This window comes from Oribacterium sinus (genome assembly GCF_014202695.1).
GTDB classification, from domain to species: domain Bacteria; phylum Bacillota; class Clostridia; order Lachnospirales; family Lachnospiraceae; genus Oribacterium; species Oribacterium sinus.
Genome location: NZ_JACHHH010000001.1, coordinates 116,165 through 140,408, shown reverse-complemented (window position 1 = coordinate 140,408; position 24,244 = coordinate 116,165). Strand labels below are relative to the sequence as shown.

The following is a 24,244-nucleotide window of genomic DNA, read 5'->3' as shown; positions in this document are numbered from 1 at the left end:
CGGATTATCCCGCTTATACCTTTTCTACATACTTTGTTGCAAACTTCAAAATATTTTCCTGATTTGCCTCTTCCCGACTTAATTCCCCTGTGATTCTCCCATCACAGAATATCAAGATGCGATCGGACATTCCCAACACCTCTTCCATTTCCGAAGAGATAAAGAGAACCCCTACCCCTTTCTTTTTCAGTTCATTCATGATTTGATAGATTTCTACCTTGGCTCCGATATCGATTCCTCTGGTCGGTTCATCGAAGAGAATCACTTTCGGATTTCGAACAAGCCATTTTCCGAGAACCACTTTCTGCTGATTTCCTCCGGAAAGATTCTTGGAAATCATTTCCCGGTCCTGAGCCTTAACATTCAAGCTTTTTATGGTATCCTCACTGATTTTTAGTTCTAAATCTTTGGAAAGAACACCTAACGAATTTTTCATGCTGTCCAAGTTGGGGAGAGAAATATTTTCTCGTATGCTTAAATCCGTACAAAGTCCGTCTTTTCTTCTGTCTTCCGGAATCAAAGCCATTCCCAGCTCTATACTATCCTTAGGTGTATTTGTCTTGACTTCCTCTCCAAAAAGGTAGATTTTCCCGGAGGTCTTTTCATCTACTCCGAATAGAGCTCTAGTCATCTCTGTCCTTCCGGCTCCCATCAGACCTGCAATACCCAGAATTTCACCTTCATGGAGGGCAAAGGAAATATCTCTTACTTTTGGGCCTGCATTTAAGCTCTCTACCCTAAGGATTTCTTTTCCCTTTTCGCATTGAATTCGAGGGAATTTGTCCTGTATTTCTCTTCCCACCATGTGGCGGATAATGTCATCAATGGAAAAATCTTTTAAGTCGCCGGAGGTAACATTTTCCCCGTCTCGTAATATACTGACCTTGTCCACAATCGCCCGAAGCTCATCCAGTCTATGGGAAATGTAGATAATTCCTCTCCCCTCATCCCTTAGCTTTCGAATTACCCGGAAAAGATCCTCTATTTCCTTTCTGCTTAAGGCGGATGTCGGCTCATCCATGATGAGAACCTTAGCATCTTGAGAAAGAGCCTTGGCTATCTCCACCATCTGTTGCTCCGATACCTTTAAGTCCCCTGCTAACTCCGTAGACTTCATGCTGATGCCCAAATCATCCAAAATCTTCTGGGCTTCCTCATCCATCTTTTTATGATTCAGACTTAACCCTTCCATCACTTCTCTACCCAGGAAGATATTTTCACTCACGCTTAAATCATTACACAGGTTCATCTCCTGATGAATAATGGCAACACCCTTATTCTGTGCTTCTTTCGGATTTTGAAAATGGCAAAGCTCTCCGTCTAAATAGATTTCTCCCTCATCTTTACTGTAGATTCCACTCAGAATCTTCATTAAAGTGGATTTTCCTGCACCGTTTTCTCCTAAGAGCGCCAAAATCTCTCCATGGCTTAATTCCAAATTCACGCCCTTCAAAACCTTGGTGCCGGAAAAAGACTTGGCAATATTTTTCATTTGAACCAAACTGTTCCCCATATTCGCCTCTTTTTCACAATCTAAAATATCCCTTTTCTTTCATTCTAAAAGATTTAAAAAGAAAGAAAAGGGAGAATATTTTTAGAATTCGGGGGAAAATTTTTATGCTTTATGCATCCTCTCATACACCTCTGCCACGGAATGCTCTTTCAGTTCTGCTTCAAACTCTTTCTGCACGGTCAAAAGCCGTTCTAGCTTTTCGCAAAATTATGCTTGCTAATCGTTGAGAGCTTTTATTAGCAACTGGCAAATAATCCGTCTATCTTTTCTCTCTCCACAAAAAATAAGAGAATTATGAAAAAGGGCAAAAGCTTGAATACACTTTTTCAATAAAGCAGTCTCTTTAAAAATCTTGCCATAATTCCTCCCAGCAAAAATCCCTCTTTACTGCCTTAGCAGCAAAGAGGGTAATATGACCTTATATATTAGTTAACCAGTAAGCTAGATACTATTTAAAGTAAAGCTTCAAAGTTTTGATTTCAAATGGCTTGATTTCTACGCAAATATTGTTTCCTGTATCCAGAATTTCTTCCTCTTGCTCCTCTAAAAGATTACATAAATAAGCCTTCTTTATCGGTGCATGGAAACTCAAATTGGCTTTTCCTCTTCTTCCATGGAACTCGTACAGTCTCAGGATATCAGCTTCCTCATGCTCTGCTTTTTTCAAGCACTCTAGCTGTATATTCTTCTCTTCTACTTGTACGAAAGAGAAAGTATCTGTATTTCCCAAAGCAGAATTTAAAGCCGATGCATTGCCTGCACTTTCGCTAAATAAGAAGCTTTCTGCCGGATTGTTTAAAGCATAAACATAAGAAATCATATCACTATCCTTCCAGCTTCCCTGATGTGGGAAAATGCTGTAGGAAAAATGATGAATTTCTTTATCCGCCATAGGATTTGGATATAAGGGAGATTTCAGTAAGCTAAGCCCTATGGTTGATTCTCTTACACTAATGCCAAACTTAGAGTCATTTAAAATAGCTACACCAAACCCATCTTCGCCTAAGTCCATCCACTTATGATGGCAGACTTCAAATTTAGCTTTATCCCAGGAAGTATTTGCATGAGTAGGGCGTTTTACATTTCCATACTGAATGTCGAAGCTTGCCTCTCTCGTTTGAATATCGAAGGAGAAGAAGTTCTTTAACAGTAAAAGATGCTCCTTCCAATCCACCTCATAGTCTAAATCTACCTTAGGATGATTCTTGTACAGACGAATCCATTGTTTAATTCGAGAAGACAAAAATTTCTTTTCAATACACAAGCTAAAGCGTAGTGGGCCTTCCTCTACTACTTCCATAGAAAGAAGCTCTGAAACCTCATAAGGCTTCTCACTATAATAGTCATTGATATCCCAGGCATCATAGTTATGCGGTCTATCTTCAAACACGCGTAAGACATTACCATGACTTCCCTTTGCCAACAATTCTCTATTTTCTCTTAAATCCACAAAAGAGACAAATTCTCCTCTTGCATTAAGTTCAATTTCAAAGAAAGGATTCGAAATATATAAGCAGCCTCCATTTCTCTTTTCCCAAAGGAAAGTTTTCGTATCTTCTTCGCCCTGATTTTTCTTGACTTTTTCCACTTCCTGTGAAGTGCCTTCTTTTAGTGTAAATTTAGAAAATCCAAAACCGGGAAGAGAGGGTAAATCCAAAAGATAATCACCTTGTTCTCCTTTTTGCAATAGATACTCTACTTCTCCCAAGCTAACAATAGGATTCTCATATCCGGGTAATGGCAAGGAGATCAGTTCTCCTCGTCGATTTTGCTTAGGATTCCATAGCAACAGACTTGCATCACAGGTCTGTTTTGCTCTTTCGGAATCAGCATTCCCAAGAATTCCATTTTCCCAGCTTCCGGCACAATCCACATCACTTTGGAAGTCTCTCTGTAACCAAGCACTGGAAAGCTCTTTTAGACCGTTTTTCTCTGATACTGCATCGTTTCCTAATAAGTCCAGAAGAGCCTCTTTCTTTAACTCTTCCAGCTCAAAGAACAGTTTATGATACTCCTTCTTAGAATCTTCATATACTTCATAGATACTGGATCCCGGTAAAATATCATGGAACTGGTTTCGAAGAAGAATAAGCCATAGCTCATGCAATCTTTCTCTTGGATAGGAAGGATTGTTTTGCAGAGACAAAAGTTCTGTTAGGGCTTGTAAAGCCTCCATGTTTTCTAATGCAAATTCTCCTCGTCTATTCCATTTTTTATTTCTTGCCATCGTCGTATAAGTACCACGATGATACTCTAAATATAATTCTCCACACCATACGGGAATATCTTTTTTCTCGCAAAGTTCTTTATGAAGCCTATCGTAAAAAGACAGTGCAGTCCCCTGTTGTGTACGCGGAAGCCCGGGGATTCCTTGTTTCATTCTGATATCCTTTTCCAGCATTTCCTTTGTAGGGCCACCACCACCGTCTCCATATCCGAAGCTGCATAAAACTTCTTTATTTAGCTCCTTGTCGCTATATCTTTTCCAAGAGCCTTTTACCTGGGATGGATTCAAGTCTGCATTGTAAGTGGTATAAAAATCTTGACCTGATCCACCTTCTACTTCCGGCTTTTTATAGTCTCTACTGGGGATGAAATGGGTTAAACAACGACTTCCATCAATTCCTTCCCACAAAAAACTGTCATGAGGCATTCTATTCGTCTCATTCCAACTGATTTTAGTCGTCATAAAATAAGGCACGCCACATTTTTGCATAATCTGAGGAAGCGCTGCAGAATAACCAAAAACATCCGGAAGCCATAAAATCTTATTATCTTTTCCAAACTCTTCTTTAAAAAACTTTTTACCATACAGAAATTGTCTGGTCAAAGCTTCACCACCGGAAAGATTGCAGTCCGCTTCCACAAACATACCGCCTTCTACTTCCCAACGCCCTTCTTTTACTCTTTGCTTAATTTCTTCATAGATTTCCGGAGCATTTTTCTTCACATACATATAGAGCTGGGGCTGAGAGGACATAAAAATATAATCCGGATAATGCCTCATTAACTCCAATACAGTGGAAAAACTCCTTACAGCCTTATCTTCTGTTACCGCCAATGTCCATAGCCAAGCACAGTCAATATGCGTATGCCCTACAGACAGTACCACAGGGAATTTTTCTTTATTACAATATGTTTCATAAAACTCTTTCTGAAAGTACTCAATTGCTCTTTCTACACTTTCATAAAAAGCAGGACTGTCCTCTACTCTAAAATCCACAAGATTAATGGCATCATTAATCTTCTGCAATATAGTAATGTACTCTTCTGAATCCTCTTCCAAAAGCAACATGGTATCATAAGGCACGCTTAAGTCATAATACAGCTTTTCCACTCTTGGCTCTAAAATCCGGAAAGCCCCCATCATTTTCAAAGAATAGTTTTGGTCTCCGGTAAAGCAGGTTAAAAAGATTTTATACTCATCTCCTGCCTTAGCATTTTCACTCAGAATGCATTCTCTATGATTTACATCCAAGCCCTGTCTTAAAACCCCATTCACATAAAGAGAGAATTGGGGATTCAATGCGTCCCAAGCCCCCTCTTTTCCTGTCTCCAAAGAAAAGACCACCGTTTTCCCGGAAAAGCTTTCCGGAACAGTCCAAGTCGTATAAAAAGAAAAATAAGCTCTATGTCCTCCAAAAATCTCCTCTCGCTTCAAAGTAAAAAACTGATCCAAGGGAAGATTATTTCTTTCTTCTTCTGAATAACGATAATCTTCATTTTTTCCATACCAATATGGAATCTCTTCCGTTTTGGTATAAATCTGCTCTTTGAGATATTCTAAAAATTTCCCTATTCTCTCTTTAATAAATCCCATATCCAACTCCTTCTATCCCTTATCTCCACCATTCATGGTAAAGCCCTTCGACATAACTTTTTGAGACAATATATATAAGAAAATGGCAGGCAAGGAATATAGTAAACTATATGCAGAAAGAGCCCCATATTCTATAGCCCCATGTTTTCCAAAATATTGAAATAAAATCACCGACGCAGGTTGTTTTGCTTCTGAATTCAAAAGGATATAGGGAATAAAAAAGTTTCCCCAAGCCCCTGAAAAACTGTAAATAAATACTACACAAATCCCCGAAAACATTAGTGGCGCCACCACATGGAGCATAGATTGCACTGAATCTGCTCCATCTACAAAAGCAGCCTCTTCCAAGCTTTTGGGTATACCATCCATAAAGTTCTTCATCATCCAAACCCCATAGGGTATGCCGGATGCTGTCAAATACAAAATCACTCCGGGAATACTGTCTAATAGATGAAAACGAACAAAAATCTTATAAACCGGCACAATAACAGCAATCATAGGTAATGATGTCATAAATAAAATGGCATACAGCAAAGGCTTCTTATAGGATAGGTCATAGCGAGATAGCGGGTATGCTGCCATTAAGGATAAAATACATACCAGGCTGGCCTGTGCTACGGAAATATAAAGTCCAATTCCAAATCCTCGTAAATTTCTTCCATTTTGTATTACCGTGAGATAGTTATTAAATGTCCACTGGTCAGGCCACTTTAGGGCCTGTCTTGCATGTACATTAAATGAACTTAAAACCAGCCATAACATAGGCATTAAGAAGAGTATGGCAATGAGTGCCAAAATTAGATAATAAATCCAAGTTTTGTTTCTCATCCTTCCCTCCTTTCAGCAAGAGTAGTTTTTACTTTCCCAAATTTTCTCCTGCTCTTTTTTTCTCTTTCGTAAAACAGGAAGCTGTATCCTATACTACATACACCACCCAGTAGTAAAATCAAAATTCCTATCGCTGTTCCCTTACCCAGCTGAAAATTTTTCATTCCTGCATTGTACATATAGATAGAAAGTGTCGTAGTTTTATTACCCGGCCCGCCACCGGTCATGGCCCAAATCAAACCAAATACTCCCAAAGTAGAGAATGTATTCAGCATGGTATTCATACCGATTGTCTGCTTCATACAAGGTATAAGAAGATGCCACAGAACCTGAAGACGATTCGCTCCGTCAACTCGCGCCGCCTCCTCCATATCTCTGGGAACATGATCCAATGCGGACTGAAAATTCAGCATAGAAAACGCAGTTCCATGCCAAATATTAGCCAGTATAACGGTCAGCATAGGGAAACCGAAAATCCAGGAAATTATCGGCAAATGTAATGTCTTCAAAATCGTATTTGCTGTACCTTCCATATCGAAGAAGGCTAACATACAAAGGGAAACCACTATTTCCGGCATTACCCAACCGCACAAGATGCAAGGTCCCACTATACGCCGAAATGTTGCAGAGCATTCTCTCATGCAGTACGCCAAGATAAATCCCACAAACTGTTGTCCTAATAGGGAGCCGGCAAGAAAGAACAAGGTGTTTTTTATCACGGATAATGCTACTTTATCTTTGAAGAGCCTAATGTAATTCGAAATCCCCACGATATCATAGTTTTTTGCCGTAGCTCCAGTTAGCGCCATATTGGTAAAAGAGAAAAAAATAGTAAGAAAAACGGGAACAACGAAAAACAATAGCAAAAGTGCCATAGCCGGTATCAGCAAAATTGACTGCCTGCACTCTCTTAAAAATCTGTTTGTTTTCATCCTTGCCCCCGTTCTTCTCACTTTAATAAGCCTGATGATCCCTATTTAATTGACTTAATTTTTTTAACTCATTAACTACATTACATCGTTTTTTATTACATTACTTCTTTACTACATTGTCATCTCCGACAATGCTTGCTGTATTGGCTGCATACTGAGAAATTGCATCATCGATAGATGTTCCCGTAACAACAGATTCAACCATTTCCTGAATACCGGTAGAAACAGAAGAATATAAATCATTCTGAGGACGGTAGCCTGCTGTATCCAAAAGTTTTGTTCCAAATTCAAAGAATGGCTGTGCCTTATACTCTTCCTTCTCAGCAATGTCTTTTCTTGTACAAATGTCACCTTCAAAAAGCACAAGATCCAAATAGTTCTTTTCGCTCATCATATGTTTTACAAAGTCAAAGGTAGCATCCTTATTATCTCCATTTTCCGGTAAAGATAGAGCCCAACCTCCTGATAAAGTAACAGTTCCAGGAGCCTGCCCCTTACTTGTTGGCATTGCAGCAAGTCCACATTCTTTTTCATAATTCTTCCAAGGAGCTGCTCCCTCTTCCTTCCACGGAGCAGTAATCCAAAGACCATCTAATAGGATACCCAACTTGCCGGAAGGTAAATATTCTCTTTCGGCATTTAAACCGCCCTGTCCAGTAAGAACCAAGTCCAAGGAAGGTCCATATCCTTTTTTATAAATATTCTGAATAAACTCTAGGGAATCCTTAATGCCCTGAGACTCTACAATCCACTTCCCATCTTCATCTAGAAGCTTTTCTCCTGTTCCATACAGAAGCATTTCATAGGTCTGCATGGATGTAGCTTCTCCTGTAGCCTTTCCTGAATTACACCAAAATGGAATTACATCCGGGTCACTGTCCTTGATCTTTTGGCAGGCGGATAAAATATCCTCCCAGGACTTTGGTTCCCAGTCTTCTCCCGCCTGAATAACTCCGGCTTTCTCTAATACACCTCGATTATAGAAAAGCCCTCTTGTATCCGTACAATAAGGCACACCATAGCACACTCCCTCAACAGAGGTAATACTTTGCATAGACTCATAATACTGATCCCACTCATCATATTCCTTAAGATAGGAAGTAAGGTCGGTTAAATATCCTGCTGCTGCATCATTTGGTAACTGGAAAGTATCTTCGCATACCAAATCCGGGCAAGTACTGGGGTCAGCGAGCTGTAAAGCAATCTTTGTGAAGTAATCTCCTTCAGATGCAGTAATGGGAGCAATGTCCAACTCTACCTCATCCTTATGTTCCCATGTTTCATAAGCCGCTGTCACCCAGCGATACAGACCCATCTTTTCTTTAGCGGTTCCATTGTCCCTGTACGTGAAGGTAATTTTTCCGGAAAATCCATCTTTTTTTCCTTCTTGTTTATCAGCTGCTTTAGCTGCCTCTGTAGCGGTCTGACTATTCTCTTTTGCCTCTTCCTTGTTCGCCCCACCGCCACAGGCAGTCAGCAGGCAAAGCCCCATCCCCAGACCAAAAATCCATTTCTTCATTGTGTTCTCCTTTCTTCTTGCATGTGAATGTATTTTTTAAGTGTGTTACATAACAGAGCAATAGGATTATTTGCACAATCTAATGTTTTTTAGTTATTAAGCATATTTTATTGTTTTTATTTTCTAATTTTATAGTCGTAATTTTATCATTTCCTTATAAATCAGTCAATTATTTTGGAACATTTCATTGTATTTATTGGTTTTTTATTTAAATTGTTGTGTATATTGTTTAATCTCGAAAATGTTTTATAATGAAAGGTTAGTACTAAAAATGATGCATAACATATTTACTTTTTCTCTATAAAAAAGTAATACAGAACCATTCCGCATTACAAAAAAAAGAATGTAACCAAAACGCTACATTCTTTTTGAGTAAATTTGTTCTACAGTAATCCCTTCTTATCTTTACCCCTTCCCCATCCTCTCATATACCTCTGCCACGGAATGCTCTTTCAGTTCTTCTTCAAACTTTTTCTGCACTTCCAAAAGACTCTCATCCAAAATCCTATGAATATTTTTTCCCACGGGGCAGTTGGGGTTAGGCTTCTCATGGAAGTTGAAAAGCTCTCCCTGCCCACTGGTTTCCACCGCATTTAAGATGTGTAAGGCAATGGTAAATTTGGTTGAAACTTGCATAACTACTCCAGAAAAATTTCTATTATGCTTTTCGCTGATTACTTGTAATTTACAATCTGCTCCAGAGTACAGAGCATTGTATTATTTCCGCTTGCTTCTGCTATGATTTTCTCATCAAATCCGCTTTCCGAAAATAACGCATAATAGAACTTCGATTCTTTTTTCAGGGAAGAAAGTTTTGCCAGCGTATCCAAATATTCCGAATAAGAAAATGGACTTGTTTTCAATTTACATTCTCCCAGCAAGTACTGCTTGGCATCGGCACTGATACAAAGAAGATCAATTTCAGACTCTGCTATACGGACTCCTTTAGGCATGGACTCATCACGAACTGTCGTCTTTCCCATCCACCTCCCCATTTTGGCATAACGGAAAGGCAGAGCATTCTTTTTCTGCATTTCTCGAACAAACTCATGGCAGACAGACTCAAAAGTAATGGAGGCAAATCGCTGAAGCATAGGCTTAACTAAATATTCATAGACACCATCCACGTCCCCATCTTCCAGCTGAGAAAAATTCGTAAAGCAAAACGCATACCAGAAGCGAAAATAATTATCCGTCAGACGATAAATTCCTCTATTGGAATTCCCATGTTCTTTTATTCCCGCATCCACTGAAAATTCTCGTTCCACAATGCCCAATTCCATCAGGTTCTTAAGGTACACGCTAGTCTTGGAAATATCCTCTACAAGAGACTTTTGGCTAATAGCATTCAGCTTGGTATTTCCCAAGGCAACCGCCTCAATAATGGAATTATAAATCGGAGTTTCTCTCAACTCCTGATGGAGCAAAAACTCCACCTCACTATATAAAATACAACCCTTCGTCAAAATGTTTCTTTTTATATTTTCCTCAAGAGATAAATTCGAATTCCACTGACATAAATAATGTGGTATACCGCCAAGAATAGCATAAGACAATAACTTATCTTTTGCAGAATAATTCGGAAAGAATTTAGCCGCATCATAAAAACCCATTTCCTGCATTTTGTAGATTCCTGTAGCCCTGCCATAGAGAGGATTTTTTTCTGCCAGTAATTCCTTTTCCATAAAACTCATGGCACTTCCGCACAAAACCAGCATTACATTCTTATCTCTAAGCTCCATATCCCATAAGTTTTGTAGTATAGAAGGTATACTTTTATTTCCATGACACATATAGGGGAACTCATCAATAATCAGTAATTTTTTCTCCTCTCCATAAGGAAGCTCCAAAATGGAGCGAAATGCTGTTTCCCAATCATGAAATGTAGAGATATAGTTTTTTGCCGGAATTTCCTCTCGTAACATACAGTTCGAAAAATTTCTGAGCTGCACAGCATCTGTTGTTTCAGTACAGGAAAAAAAGACGTGGGGCTTTCCTTTACAAAACTCTCGTAAAGTTTCCGTCTTACCAACACGTCTTCTACCATATAAAACAATCAGCTGTCCGCCATTTTCATTATATTTGTTATTGAAAAAAATTAACTCATTTTGCCTTCCAATAAACAAAGCACTTTACCTCCCGCCAACGCAAAATATCTAATCCAGATTTACTAAATCACGATTTGATATTATTATAGCGATTATAAAAAGGATGGGCAAGATATAAAAAAATAGAAATTAGCAAAACTGATAGTTTTATCCTTTACACCTTCTCCCCTTCCTCCTTTGTCTTTCCCATTACCTGACTAATGGCCGCATGACTGCCGGTTTGCATCTGGCTAAGCAGTGCCTGTCCGCTACTCTGTAGTTGACTGATTACTGTCTGCCCGCCACTTTTAATCTGGGAAACGGCGGCTTCCTTACTGCTCTCTATCAACTTGCTTAAAGCATTCATAATTTCTTTTTTCTTATCTTCCGGAAGCTTTCCCATTTCTTTCCAGATAGTTTCCATGTTTTTCATTAAATTCCCGGAGAACTCTATAAAGGTCTCCGATTTTGTACTTTCAATCAGGGAAAATGCTGTAGTGCAAAGGGATTCTCTGGTTTCATCGTCCATGCTTTCCAGCCAGCTTCCCAAGGTAGTTTTCGTGTACTCACTAAGCTCATCCAGTTCTGAAGAGACTAGGGAATCTTTTTCCGCTTCCCAGGTCATGGCATCATGCTGCAAAATGCCCTTTGCCGTACTGTGAATCACATGTTGCTCTGCGGGATTGGAAAGCAACTGCCCGATAATGGAGCTTTGAGGTGCAACGGTAAGAATTTTAGGCAGTATCTCCTGAAACTCTGGAGACTGAATAATCTCCTCTCGAAAGCCCGGGCCGTCATTATTATAAACTTGCACAATGCGTTCCTTGTGCTCTGGTTCACAAAAGGCAGCCGCATACATGGCGAAGTTCCCTCCCTTCGAGTGTCCTCCCAGAATAAACTTTCCCTCTAAAGCTTTAGCCACCTTGTTGAAATAGCTCACCGCTTCCTTGGAGCCTGCGGTTTCCGATTGGCAACTCATAAGAAAATCTTCTCTCCAACCGGTAATGGTCTCGTCTGTCCCTCGGAAAGAAACATAGTGAGTGCCATCCGGAAGTAAAAAGCAAAGGGCGGCAAATTGCTTTACCGTATCCTTGTCAAAATCCTTTACATAATATCCGACCTTTGTATCCTGAAAACGAGGCCCCTCCATCATCTTTTGTAGCAATAGCGGTGCTCGCTCCGTGAACTGTCCTGCGGTCTTGATTTCTTCCATGGAATGCTTTTCACAAAAATGCTCATACTGCTCCTTTAAATCGAAAAAGCCATCCCCTTTTTCCAGCAACTTCCCAAATTCTATATAAGACAAATAGGAAAATATAACATTGTCCACCTCGTTAAAGGGGGACAGCGATAGGGGAACATCATTTCTCCATGCCAAGTAATCCAGTAATTCCATGCTTTACACTCCTTTTTTTACTTTACCAACTCTATATTTAGCCGATTCCCAATACTTTCGCAAGCTCCTTCGCTTTTTTAACCGCGGTAGATTTAGCACTGCAGTTTGCCATTTCCAAAAGACCGGGCCACAGGGCGTCCTCTTTCGAAATAGATCCTCTTTTAGCAGCTTCCCTTAAATACGCTGCATAATAGATGCAAATATCTAAAATTCTGTTGATCCAGGCAGGCGGTTTTCCTGTTTCCACCGTTTTCGATCCCGCATCTTTTATACATTCCCAAAGCATACCCCAGCAAATGCTTAGAAGCTCACTCTCCTTTTCCACGATGCGTACAAGCTTTGCAGGACTGATTTCTTCATAGCTTAAGAGCAGTCTTGTAATTTCCCTCACTGTCTTTAAAGATAATGTACCGGCTTGGACCAATTCTTTAAACAAACTCTTTGCCCCGTAGATGCTATCTCCATCTTGAGCCAAAAGTGCTACTACAAAGCTTAAAAACAGTTTGGAATAGGGCGTAGCCTCCCCTTCCAGAGGAGCGTTGTTTCCTCCGCGCCAGTTTCTACACTCGCTGACTACAATCTTCCCTTTTTCCTTATCATAATGAAGCCATACTTCTTTTTCAGCGTCTATTTTGCCGTTTCGGTCTCCCCTACGGTCTACCTTAGTTCCTGAAACCTGCCCCTCATGAGCTAAACCATATAACCATCCGGCAATAACCACTTGATAGGAACAGTCTGAATCCTCCGGTAAATCCAAGTCGAATTGAAAAACTTTTTCGTTTTTTCGAAGTTCCAGTCCTTTTACCCGAAAAGTAACATGGTCTTCTATAAGTTCTTTTCCCTCCGGTAAAGGAAGCCATCCTTTCTCAAAATCAGCAGGGGGCTTTACGGAAGCTATTGTTTTACTCTTTGATGTATTGTCTATAGTTCCTTGATTCTCTCTTAAGCCTTTATCATTGATTAAGCTTATATCTTCATTTAAAGCCGCATGATCTTTTCGGCCGGAGTTTTCTCTTAATCCTGCGTTTTTATCACTCTGTATCTGCTCTATCTCTATGGAAACCAATTTCTCAAGGATTTCCTTTGCATAGCTTACGGCCTTCGAGGAGCCGATTTTTCCTGCCAAAATGCGGATAGCCTTCATTTCCAGTGCTTCTTTCGAGGCAAGATTTTTTTCTACCGCAAATATCACCTCATCCAGATAATCTCTTAAAAACTTTACAATCTCCGCAGTTCCGGCCAAGAATCTGGGCGAGTTTAAGGATTGCTCCACTGTGTCGCAGGCTGCCTGCCATAGCAAACTCAGCATCCCCTCATTTGCCAAAAAGTCCATGGCAGCAGCAAGATTTGCCAGGTTGGACAGTTCTCCGCCACTCCAATCCAGATAGGAAATATCCGCTAGCCCCGGAAGCAGAAGGCCTCTCTCCCAGGCTTCTCGATTTGCTTTTAGTGCCTCCTCCGCATTTTCATCGCTGAGCCTTCCGAATACTGCAATCCAGTTCATGAGAGCCCCCTTACTTAGGGGCTTTCTCCTTCTTGCCAGCTGTCGCATAATGATGCCTTGTCCATGGTAAACTTCGAAATCTCTATGCACCGCCGTAAGGGAATAATCTCCCCAATTCGGGAAAATCGAAAACAGTGCGTTATGACTGTAAGACAGTCTATAAGGTAGTGCCTTAATGCTTTCCGGCATGTTCAATTCTACCTTCCAATAGGGCGTTTCTCCCGGGAAGAAGTCCGGCTCTACATAGGGGTCATGCAAATAAGCTGCAATCAACTCCCCCAGTAAAATGTCCTTTCCCTCTTCATCCTGCAAAAATTCTCCGGAGGGAAGCTGGATTTTTAAGTCAAGCTCCTGTAGCTTTTCCACACATTTGCTTCTTTCTTCCTTGCATTTGCTTATATCTTCCTGTGAAAATGTCTCCATATCCAACCGTGTCAACGCAAGCTGTAAATCCGGCTCCGATACATAAGAGAATTTTTCCGCTCGGTACAGACTTAGCCGCTCCAGGAAATCCTCTACGGAAATGCTTAAGTCTTCAAAGCTTGGGGTGCTCAGTAAGCAGGGCCATTGTCCCATGGTATGAAAAAGTAGCTCTCTTCGCATCGTTAAGAGATCCCGATATTGAATCTTTACAATTTCTTTCTCCCCCTGCCAAAACCTTTGCCGGCTTTCCTCCACCGGCTTGATTTCTATTCCTCTTGCCCATTTCCCCAGCGTCCATAAAGTGCCGGAATCGCTGTTGGGTATTCCCAGAAGACTCATTTTGGCTTCTTCAGGATTTTTGTATGCGATTTGATTTGCCAAGGCAAGGAACTGTTCAAAAAGAAGATCTTCCACGCACTCCTTTCTATCGGAAAGCAGGGCAACCATGTCGGTTAAGCTTTCCGCCGTTTCCTCTCCCAAGCTAAATCTTGGAACTTTCCAAAGCTTGGGGCATTCTCTCCACAAGCCCCGCAATTCTTTTGTACTCTCTTCCTGTTCCAACACTAGCCCCCAGGACAGAGCCAATTTTTCTGCAAGACCGGCAATACTCTTATCCTCATCCTGCAAATACAGGGAAAGCCATTCAGCAAAATCATTGGCAGATTTTGGCTTCTCTCGTTTTAAAAGCGAATTTAAAAGCATCTTCTTCGTTTTCTTGACCTTAGCGGAAGTACAAGAAATAAGTACCGGATAAAGAAGTTCCTCGGAAATATTTTCTATAAGAACGGGAGCAATTCGCTCTAAAAGAGGGCTTTCCCCCAGTCCCAGTAGCGGAATAAGATTTTCCGCTCGTTCAAGGAAATCCTTTTCTGTACAGCCAAGCTTATCCAAAAGCTCTACCCATGCTTTTCTGTCGCCGGGTCTTTTCGCAATATAAAGCGCATCAAAGATATACTCTTTTGCCGCTTCTTTACTAAGCAAATGATTCTCTACTCCAAAGAAAAGCAAATCGGGAAAGGGTCCCGTTCCTGGCATATTTAGGGAAATTCCCTTTTCGATATGCTCTATAAATCTTCCAAGAATTTCTTCCTTCTCCAAAGTAAAGCTATCATCAAATAGATAATCTTTTTTTGTCTCCAGCAATATCACAGAAGAAGCGGCTGCCCAGTCCTTCATATACTCCACGGATTCCGGAATAGGGAGATTCATCCTGTGGAGAAGTTTCAGGCAGAGCATACCAAGGACGGAGAGGGAATGCTCCCATGCCCTCCTATTGCCGCTTTCGGCAGCGGAAATGAAATGCGCTGCATAGTTCTCACCTCTAGCCATAATTGCCTGAAGAGCAGTCTCATCTCCCCGGCCTATCACATTTGCCGCCCTCTTCGCCTCCACACCGATACGAATGGCAAAGACAGCAAGCTTTTTAAGGTCAACATCTTCAACATCTATAACCGGAGCAAAGCCGTAGCGGTTCTCGGATAATTGTTTGACCTGTACCCATTCACCGGATTTTAGCCCATCCCTAGCAATAGCTTGCTCTTCCTTCGTTCCTATCCCGAGGGATAAAATATTTTCATATTCTGTTTCCTCATACCCTAAAGAACGATAGATTTCAACAGCTCTTTCCAGTTTGCTTGCCATAGTAAACTCCTTTATCTGCTTGCCTACTATATTTTAATCTTTTGACCATATTTCCTGCCTGCTTAGAATTACAGTCCCTGTCTTAATTTTACTGCCAAAATGTGCTTGCAAGGCCCCCTGCTGTTTCGATGCTTTAAATACCACGTACAAGTGCATTTTGCATTTTCCACTCCGGATCCTTCCGGGTAAATCACTCTGTAGTTTGTCTCCCCCGACTTCACATACCAAAGGGAATCCTCCACAAAGACAGTGTCCTCCATGAGCTTTTTTGCCGCCACAAGTCTCGGATTGTCCTTTAAGACTCTATCCGGGTCATCAGGAAGCTCTCTATGGAAAAATGCATTTTCATGAACATCAAAGCCCAGTTTTCCGGAAACAGCCAGAAGCTCCATAGCATCATGAATATTATTCTTATCCACGCCTAAGGATGCAGAGATTTTTTCAAGTTCAATTCTTGACTCAAAATTCAGTTCATTATCAATTCTGTCGGCACATTCCAAAGTCTCTAAGTCTGAAAGTGCTTCCAGCAAAGCCCCTTCTCCAGAATAGCCTTCATAGCTCTTAGCTGTAAGGCTCAGGGTAATGCTCGCACCACTCATGCATACCTCTATCATCATTTGCCCGGGAGCAGACCCTTCCGGAGCATAAAAGTTAATCCTGTTCGCATGGCTCATGAGACGCTTCAGCCCGCTAAGCCGATGAAGACCGCTAATATATACGCTGTCTTTTTCTTCCCTATTCTTCAATATTGCACCGGTTTTTGTGGGGCATAGCCATCCGGATTGTTCCCTACCGGTAACAGGAGGAAGCCCTGCAATAAAGGCCTTTGCCGGCATTCCTTCCAGGTGAAATTTGTATTTCATTTTTTGATGAAGCACGGCGCAATTTCCCAAAGCTCGAATCCAGCGATCCGGCATTTGCACGGGGCGCTCTATCAGGATATCCGTAAGCAAGGTTCCATCCGAAAGCTTCTTACTGTGTAAGCTCTTCCAGCCCTCATCGCCGATAAGAAACTTTAATCTATCTCCCTGTTTGATTTTACAAAGGGCTTGTCTTAGTTTGACGCCTATATCCACATTGGTAGTACCGTAAAGGATTTCTCCATCCAAAGCACTTTGGAATATATCCAGCCTTGCATAAACACCGTTACAAGCCGAAAAGCATTCCGCTCTAAGCCTATCCCCCTGGGCAGAAAGTACCGGATCCTTCTTCGCTGCAGGCACATACTGAAAATATCTTGTGCTCACAATATCTGCAAGGGCCAAAAGCCCTCCCGCGATAATCGCAGGATTCACGATTTCTCCATGAAAAAACAAGGGATTTTCCTCTATCCCTTTGGGGGTGAGGGCCGGCGCTATGGATAAAGCTAAATTGCCGTCATACAGGCCGGATATGCTTTTAAATTCTCTCATACGATGCTCCTATCATGACAAATAGAGGGGCTGTCTAGTTATTTTATCCCACAAGGATATTTTCATCCCTGAGGAAATGCTCTATCCCCACATACTGGATTCCATTATCATCTTTCCAAGGTTTTAAATAGTCTTTGACCACAACCATCTTTTTAAAAGAATCCGGTATTCTGAGAAGAGATGCGATTTCCTGCTTTTTCTTTTCCGGATCTGCAATGCTTAGTGCCGACTGAATGTAGTACCTGTCATTTCCCCTATTAAGCACAAAATCCACTTCTAACTGTTTCCGTACTTTTTTATTCTCTTCCATAGTTGCAATCTCTACGACTCCAACATCTACATCAAAGCCTCGCCGTATCAAATCATTATAGAGAACATTCTCCATCAAATGTGTTTCCTCGATTTGTCTAAATCCAAGTCTGGCATTCCGTAACCCTAAGTCAGTGTAATAGTATTTGGACGGTGTCTTAATATACTTTTTTCCCTTCACATCATAACGCTTTGCCTTTTGAAGCAGATAGGAATCCTCAAAGTAATGCAAATATCTATCAATGGTATCCGGTGCAAGGGATATATTTCTTTCACTCTTAAAGGTATTGGACAGTTTCCCGGGATTTGTCAATGAACCAATCCCGGATGCCAGGATATCAAGAAGTATAGCCAGTACCTCTTCGTCGTTCTTGATCTTATTTCTCTCCATGATGTCCTTAAGATAAGTTCTTTCAAATAGATCTCGAAGATATTTACTTTTCCGTTCATGCGTATCCATTTCCAAAATCATCGGCATTCCGCCGTAGGTGTAATACTCTTGCCAGGCCTCCCGCTTATCTCCTTCATAAGCATCATAAAACTCAGCAAAAGAAAGGGGAAACACTCTAATTTCATCTCCTCTATCCCTAAACTGTGTAAGCACATCTGACGAAAGCATTTTAGAGTTACTGCCGGTCACATAGACATCCACATTTTTTATCTTCAAGAGACCCAGAACCACATCTACAAAACTAATCTTTGCTTCTTGATTGTCCACATATGGATTCTTTACTTCGGAAACCAGCTGTATCTCATCTATAAATACATAAAAAACCTTTTTTGCATCTGTAATTTGGCTTCTAATATATTCATCCAAATGAAGTGGATCTCGATATTTCATATTTCGCAAATCATCCAACTGTATCCCTATAATCTGTTCCTGAACAACTCCTTCGTCTAAGAGATGCTGACGAAACAAGTCAAAAAGAAGGACTGACTTGCCACTTCGTCTAAGACCGGTAATAATCTTAACTCTTCCGTTCTCTTTTAATCTCATCAGCTCATTAACATATTGTTTTCTTGGTAGCATATCTATCTCCATGATTTTTTTGCAGATTGGAACATTTTTTTCATCTATATAAAACAGATTATATTCTAAATTGAACTTCAATCAAGATGTTTATACGATTTTTTTGTTCCAATCTGCATTTTTTTCATACAGAAAAATCCCAAAACAATTGAATATGTAATGACGCATATTCCTGCTATCTGTTTTTTACTTTCCTGATTCTTTAAACATAGAGGAAAATCGCCTTTTTTACGCAAATCCCCACTTAAAGAAAGCTAAATTCAGCGCAAATCCCCATTCGTAAAAGTGTGTTTTCTACGCAAATCCCCATTTAATATCCATAAATCGGAAGAACCTGCTAAAGATTAAATTCCGGGATATTTGCATCCGAGTCGTCTATAAAGTCGAATACACAGCCACTGTGATGAAAATCATCGTTATTTCCGCACGAGCAGACGAGCAGGTATATATAGAGGCTACCAAACGGAGAACGAAGCACGAACTGTAATCTAAATATTGTTATGACCAAAAGAAGGACTGCAAAAAATTGCAGTCCTTCTTCATGTGAAAGTATTTTGATTCACAACATTCAAAAACTCTTACAAATTTGCTATTCAACTTATCCTTAGCATTTTTATTTCTTCAAAATTTCATTAACGTTTTCCTTGGTATACACTACATTCGTTGCAATAACTTCCTTAGGAACAGACTGTCCGTAAATCAAATTTGAGCAAAGGTCTGCAGAAATCTTACCCTGATCCTCAGTTCCCTGGGAAACTGTTCCTGTCATACCACCGTTAACAATGGCATTCAATCCATCAGAGGTAGCATCTACACCATAAACTTTAATCTTATCTGTAAGTCCTGCCTCCTTAACTGCCTGCGCTGCACCAACTGCCATGCCGTCATTCTGAGCTACAACAGCCTGAATGTCGGAGGATGTAAGCCAGTTCTCAGTAAGGGTTAATGCCTTTGCAGTATCCCAGTCCGCACTGTCTGATGCAATTACCTTCACATCCGGATACCCTGCAAGAACAGAATCAAAGCCTTTAGAACGTCCAACCTGTCCGTCTGATCCCATTGGGCCGAGAAGCTCAACAATATTTCCCTTTCCGTCAAGGTCTTCCATAACCTTCTTCATTAATGCAGCACCTGTAGATTCATTATCTGCTCCAACAAATGTATCTGCAGCATTCTGATCACTGATTCTCTGGTTTAATATAACAACTTTTACACCGGCCTTCTCCGCATCCTTTACCGCTTTCACGATGCCGTCTGTAGATACCGGCTCGATGATGATTCCGTCTACGCCGAGTGTTACTGCCTGTTCAATCTGACTCACCTGTGTTGCTACGTCATTCTTTCCATCATAGATTTTGAAGGAATCTCCTGTGTAGCCAAGCTCTTCCGCTTCTTTTTGTACGGAAGAGGATAAAGTCTTTACAAACTCATTAGTCATGTGAGACATAAAGAGTGCCATAGACTTCTTTTCCTCATTTTTCGCCCCGCTAAACTGTTCTGCTTTAGCATCCTTTACAACATCAGAAACTTCCTGTTTTTCTGTCGAAGCCTCCTTGCCCGCTGCTGTAGTTGCCTCAGCTTCTGCCTTTGTTTCCGCTGCAGTAGTGGTTTTACTGTCGGAAGCTCCTCCACAAGCGGTCATCATCAATGACACGGCAAGAAATAAGCCTACAATAATTCTTTTCTTCATAATTTCCTCCTTAAAAATATAGTGTTTATGCGCTCGTCTTTTTACCTCTTAAATCAAGATATACAGCGACCGCAATAATGATTCCTTTGATAATTTGTTGGAAGTTGGATGAAACCCCTAAAATATCTAATCCGTTACTAATCAATGCCAAAAGTAATGCACCGATAATGGTTCCATACCATTTTCCCGAACCACCGGACATACTTACTCCGCCGATAACTACTGCAGCAATGGCATCCATTTCATAGCCTACACCAACCGTGGGGGAGCCTTGCATGGTTCTGGATGCAATCAGTAAGCCTGCAATACCGGAAAACACTCCGCAAATAATATAAACTCGAAGCAACATACTTTTTACATTGATTCCGGAAACTTTTGCCGTAATACTGTTTCCGCCGATAGCATAAACATGACGTCCAAATACAGTTTTGTTTAAGATAAATCCACTAAATACGGCAATGAGTAAAAAGTAAAGTACCAAAATCGGAATCACATTTGCAATAGAAATCCCTGCAATGCCTTCAAACTGTTCCTGTAATCCAAATACCGGAGAGCCCCCACTGAGGATCAATGCTGCACCTCGCACAATGGACATGGTTGCCAGCGTAATAATAAAGGGCGGTAATTCTGCATAGGCAGCCCCAAAACCGTTGATAAGTCCAATCAGTGCCCCGGTTCCCAATGCCCCTAGAATCGGAAGAATGATAGGAATGCCTTGCATTTGAGCCAGATAGGCTGCAACAACGCCTGACAATGCGACAACAGATCCTGCAGAAAGATCGATGCCTCCGGCAATAATAACAAACATCATTCCGCATGCCAAAACGCCATTAATAGAGGCTTGCTTTACCACATTGATTAAGTTTCTGGGTTTAGCAAAAGCATTAGGAGAAAGTATCATCAGAATAATTACCAGCACTATAAAAACAACAAATATGCCGTAATTCTTGAAGTTTATTTTTTTGCGATTCATTGTGTCATTCCTCCTTTTCTTGCAGATGCAAGCCTCATGATTGCTTCCTGGTTAAACTCATCTTTGTTCAACTCTCCGGTAATATATCCTTCAGACATTACATAGAGACGATCACAAATTCCCATCAATTCCGGCATTTCTGAAGAAATCACAATAATCGCTTTCTTTTGTTCCGACAGAACATTGATCAGTTCATAAATTTCATGTTTCGCACCAACGTCTATTCCTCTGGTAGGTTCATCAAAGATAAGAATTTCCGGCTCTCCTAAAAGCCACTTTGCTAGAACCACCTTCTGTTGATTTCCCCCACTTAGATTTCCTACAAACTCATCCCCATTTGGTGTTTTAATACGTAGCTTCTTGATGTATTCCTCAGTAACTTCCCCTTCTTTTTTATCCTGAATGATGCCATGTTTACTTATTTTTTCCGCCAGAGACACCATTGTTACATTTTCTTTTATACTTCCAATCAAATTTAATCCTGATCGCTTGCGATCTTCCGTAGCAAATGCAATCTTATGACGAATAGCATCTTTGGGATTATGAATTTCTATTTCTGCTCCATTAATGCGAAGCTTCCCCTTTTCCCTTGGGGAAACTCCAAAGAGTGCTTCCATTGTCTCACTTCGACCGGAACCTACTAAACCGGCAAATCCCACAACCTCGCCTTCTCTTATCTGAAAGCTAACATCCTTTACATATTTTCCACTTGCAAGATTTTCGACTTCAAATAACACCTTGCCAGGATGATTGGTTTTCTTCGGATAAACATCCTGAAGCTCTCTACCCACCATTGCACGGATCAAATCTTCCTCTGTAAAGTTTTTGGTCTCATCTACACGTATCAGGTGACCGTCACGAAGTACTGCGATTTTGTCTGAAATTTTGAAGATTTCATCCATCTTATGAGAAATATAAATAATCAAAACACCGGCTTTTTTCAGCTTTTCTATCTGTTCAAAAAGAATTGTAGCCTCTGCTTCCGTAATTGCCGAAGTAGGCTCATCCATAATAATCACTTTTGCATGAACAGAAATCGCTTTTACTATTTCAATCAATTGCATTTGGGCAACAGAGAGATTTCTCATCAAGTCTTTTGCATCAATTTTAATCCCTACAGAATCCAAAAATGCCTGTGCCTGTTTCCGTTGTTCATCCATATCAACGCGAGCAGGAATCCCCTTCTTTTTGATTTCTCTTCCCAGAAAAATGTTTTCAGAAACCTCCATATCCAATAGTACATTCAGTTCCTGATGAATCATGACAATTCCCTTATCCATAGCAGCCTTGGGACTTTGAAATTGCTCTTTATTTCCCTCCAGAAAGATTTCTCCACGATCTGCTTGGGCAATTCCCATCAGAATTTTCATCAGAGTAGATTTTCCGGCTCCATTTTCTCCCATAAGTGCCAGAACTTCACCACCTTCTGCACTAAAGGAAATATCGTCCAGTACTTTTACCCCCGGATAATCTTTACTGATATTTCGCATTTCTAAAAGATGACTCATATATTTACCTCACAGCTAGTTCCTAATCATCTACTTTCATGCATCCAAGAAAAGTTTCCCCATCATTTCTTCCAAATACAATGCATATCAATAAAATATATTTAACTTAATTGTGTATATTATGGATATAACATGGGCTATTTTTGATAATATTATTGTTATGTTTTGGATTATAATTCCTTGTAATGAGACAGTCAATGCCGACTATCATATTCGTGATTTTACATACATCTCCATGGTTATAATTATTTATTATTACCCAATTAATTTATATTAATAATTAACTATTTCAAATAAAGCCACCATAGCTTTTTATATTCCATCACTTGAACAACCGCATACGTTTACTTTGGCCAAACAAATTAATTTATAATTTTGTAGTAAAAATACATAAATATCAATTTAATGTGTAGATACTTCAAGGAGCTTATTATGATACTTTACTATCAAGATTGCATTGATAAATACTGTAGTGATTACAGGCTAAAAAAGGACTTTTTGACGAAAAGCTTTTAAAGGAAAAAAGTATAAAATAATTCGCTGATGCATAAAATTGCCTGAGAAACAAGAAACAATTATTCTGCCCAATTCTCAATTCTCAGAGCACTCACTCTGGAAAATTCTTTCACGTTATTCGTTACAACTGTATATTCAAGAGACTGCGCATGACCTGCAATCATCATATCGAGAGGATCTATAGGTGTTCCTTTCTTCTCCAAATCTGCTCTAATCTTCCCATAACAATCAGCCGCCTCCACATCAAAACCCAGAATCTCCACATTCGCTAGAAACATGGAGAGTGCCAATCTATTCTTCTCCACAGCTGCACTCTTTTCTACACCATGCACCAACTCGGCGTATGTGACCGATGATATACACACATCCTCAGGATGAATAGTCTGTATTTTTCGAAATACCTTTTCCGGCTTATGCTTTATTACATAAATGCAAATGTTGGTGTCAAGCATATACCTCATAGCTCGTCACGCTCCTGTACTATATCTGTTGTTCTTCCGTCCGCCATGAAATCATCTGAGAACATATCTATTGCTTTCATAAATGAATCCCACTTGTTTTGTTTAGGAAGCAGAATAACAATATCACCTATCTTATTTACCACTACCTCATCTGATGAAAACCGGCACTCTTTAGGAAGTCTGATTGCCTGACTTCTTCCATTTTTAAAAACCTTTGCAGTCATCATATCTATCACCTTCCTTTTTCTTGTAATATGCACAAAAATATATACCATGATATATACTAAGTCAAGAAAAGCCTTTCTACATATCCTATTTTTGTGTTTTTTCTTATATCTCTTTTCTTTTTAAGTAAATCGTACAATGGTACCCCTATAATCTTTCCCTGCACAATCTCTTCGGCTAAGTGCTGCTCTAGAAACAAGAACTTTAGATGATTTTTTTGTTCCAATCTGCATTTTTTTCATCCAGAAGAATACCTGTTGCATGAAAATCTTTCATAAATCTCTCTAACTAATACAAACAGAAGTATGAAATGGTGTAAATACAGTCTTCCTGTTCGATATTGTTTTTTGAAAATAGAATTCCATGTCTGATACCCGAATAATGATTTAAAGAAAAATCTACTGCCTCGCTTCCGACAATGCACATAACATCGATTTATTGTAATTACTTTTTATCG

General features: G+C 40.2%; 16 protein-coding genes. All 16 read right to left on the bottom strand.

The genetic code is table 11. The features are described 5' to 3' along the window. Nucleotides 1–13 precede the first annotated feature (13 nt). The 16 genes from HNQ46_RS00565 to vapB all read right to left on the bottom strand — a co-directional run bounded on the left by HNQ46_RS00565 (nucleotide 14) and on the right by vapB (nucleotide 23,789). Entirely contained in the window at nucleotides 14–1,513 is a 1,500-nt protein-coding gene (locus tag HNQ46_RS00565) for a sugar ABC transporter ATP-binding protein (protein ID WP_183681567.1), read from the bottom strand. A gap of 448 nt (nucleotides 1,514–1,961) precedes the next feature. Next, nucleotides 1,962–5,333, bottom strand: a complete 3,372-nt coding sequence (locus HNQ46_RS00560) for an alpha-mannosidase (RefSeq protein WP_183681564.1) — start codon at nucleotides 5,331–5,333, stop codon at nucleotides 1,962–1,964. A gap of 12 nt (nucleotides 5,334–5,345) precedes the next feature. Continuing rightward, nucleotides 5,346–6,161, bottom strand: coding sequence for a carbohydrate ABC transporter permease (locus tag HNQ46_RS00555; protein ID WP_183681561.1), 816 nt, complete (start codon nucleotides 6,159–6,161; stop codon nucleotides 5,346–5,348). Beyond that, nucleotides 6,158–7,093, bottom strand: coding sequence for a carbohydrate ABC transporter permease (locus tag HNQ46_RS00550; RefSeq protein WP_183681558.1), 936 nt, complete (start codon nucleotides 7,091–7,093; stop codon nucleotides 6,158–6,160). The genes HNQ46_RS00555 and HNQ46_RS00550 overlap by 4 nt, the downstream gene beginning before the upstream one ends. A 100-nt stretch (nucleotides 7,094–7,193) precedes the next feature. Continuing rightward, entirely contained in the window at nucleotides 7,194–8,612 is a 1,419-nt protein-coding gene (locus HNQ46_RS00545; protein WP_183681555.1) for an extracellular solute-binding protein, read from the bottom strand. Nucleotides 8,613–9,017: 405 nt separating this feature from the next. Next, entirely contained in the window at nucleotides 9,018–9,248 is a 231-nt protein-coding gene (locus tag HNQ46_RS00540) for an Rrf2 family transcriptional regulator (RefSeq protein ID WP_183681553.1), read from the bottom strand. A gap of 38 nt (nucleotides 9,249–9,286) precedes the next feature. After that, nucleotides 9,287–10,738, bottom strand: coding sequence for an ATP-binding protein (locus HNQ46_RS00535; protein WP_183681550.1), 1,452 nt, complete (start codon nucleotides 10,736–10,738; stop codon nucleotides 9,287–9,289). Nucleotides 10,739–10,874: 136 nt separating this feature from the next. After that, nucleotides 10,875–12,095, bottom strand: a complete 1,221-nt coding sequence (locus HNQ46_RS00530; protein WP_183681546.1) for an Mbeg1-like protein — start codon at nucleotides 12,093–12,095, stop codon at nucleotides 10,875–10,877. Nucleotides 12,096–12,132: 37 nt separating this feature from the next. Continuing rightward, nucleotides 12,133–15,663: a PRTRC system protein E gene (locus tag HNQ46_RS00525; RefSeq protein WP_183681543.1), complete on the bottom strand. Its 3,531-nt coding sequence runs from the start codon at nucleotides 15,661–15,663 to the stop codon at nucleotides 12,133–12,135. A gap of 68 nt (nucleotides 15,664–15,731) precedes the next feature. Further along, nucleotides 15,732–17,075, bottom strand: a complete 1,344-nt coding sequence (locus HNQ46_RS00520) for an SWIM zinc finger family protein (RefSeq protein ID WP_183681540.1) — start codon at nucleotides 17,073–17,075, stop codon at nucleotides 15,732–15,734. 43 nt (nucleotides 17,076–17,118) lie between these two features. Continuing rightward, entirely contained in the window at nucleotides 17,119–18,426 is a 1,308-nt protein-coding gene (locus tag HNQ46_RS00515; protein WP_183681537.1) for an ATP-binding protein, read from the bottom strand. Nucleotides 18,427–19,027: 601 nt separating this feature from the next. Next, nucleotides 19,028–20,104, bottom strand: coding sequence for a sugar ABC transporter substrate-binding protein (locus HNQ46_RS00510; protein WP_243155790.1), 1,077 nt, complete (start codon nucleotides 20,102–20,104; stop codon nucleotides 19,028–19,030). Nucleotides 20,105–20,129: 25 nt separating this feature from the next. Continuing rightward, entirely contained in the window at nucleotides 20,130–21,077 is a 948-nt protein-coding gene (locus tag HNQ46_RS00505; protein WP_183681534.1) for an ABC transporter permease, read from the bottom strand. Further along, complete coding sequence (locus tag HNQ46_RS00500; RefSeq protein ID WP_183681531.1) at nucleotides 21,074–22,585, bottom strand: sugar ABC transporter ATP-binding protein; 1,512 nt, start codon at nucleotides 22,583–22,585, stop codon at nucleotides 21,074–21,076. The genes HNQ46_RS00505 and HNQ46_RS00500 overlap by 4 nt, the downstream gene beginning before the upstream one ends. 575 nt (nucleotides 22,586–23,160) lie before the next feature. Then, nucleotides 23,161–23,562, bottom strand: a complete 402-nt coding sequence (gene vapC, locus HNQ46_RS00495; protein ID WP_183681528.1) for a type II toxin-antitoxin system tRNA(fMet)-specific endonuclease VapC — start codon at nucleotides 23,560–23,562, stop codon at nucleotides 23,161–23,163. Continuing rightward, the gene (vapB, locus tag HNQ46_RS00490) at nucleotides 23,559–23,789 is read right to left on the bottom strand and encodes a type II toxin-antitoxin system antitoxin VapB (RefSeq protein WP_183681525.1); all 231 of its coding nucleotides are present in this window, start codon (nucleotides 23,787–23,789) and stop codon (nucleotides 23,559–23,561) included. The genes vapC and vapB overlap by 4 nt, the downstream gene beginning before the upstream one ends. Nucleotides 23,790–24,244 lie beyond the last annotated feature (455 nt).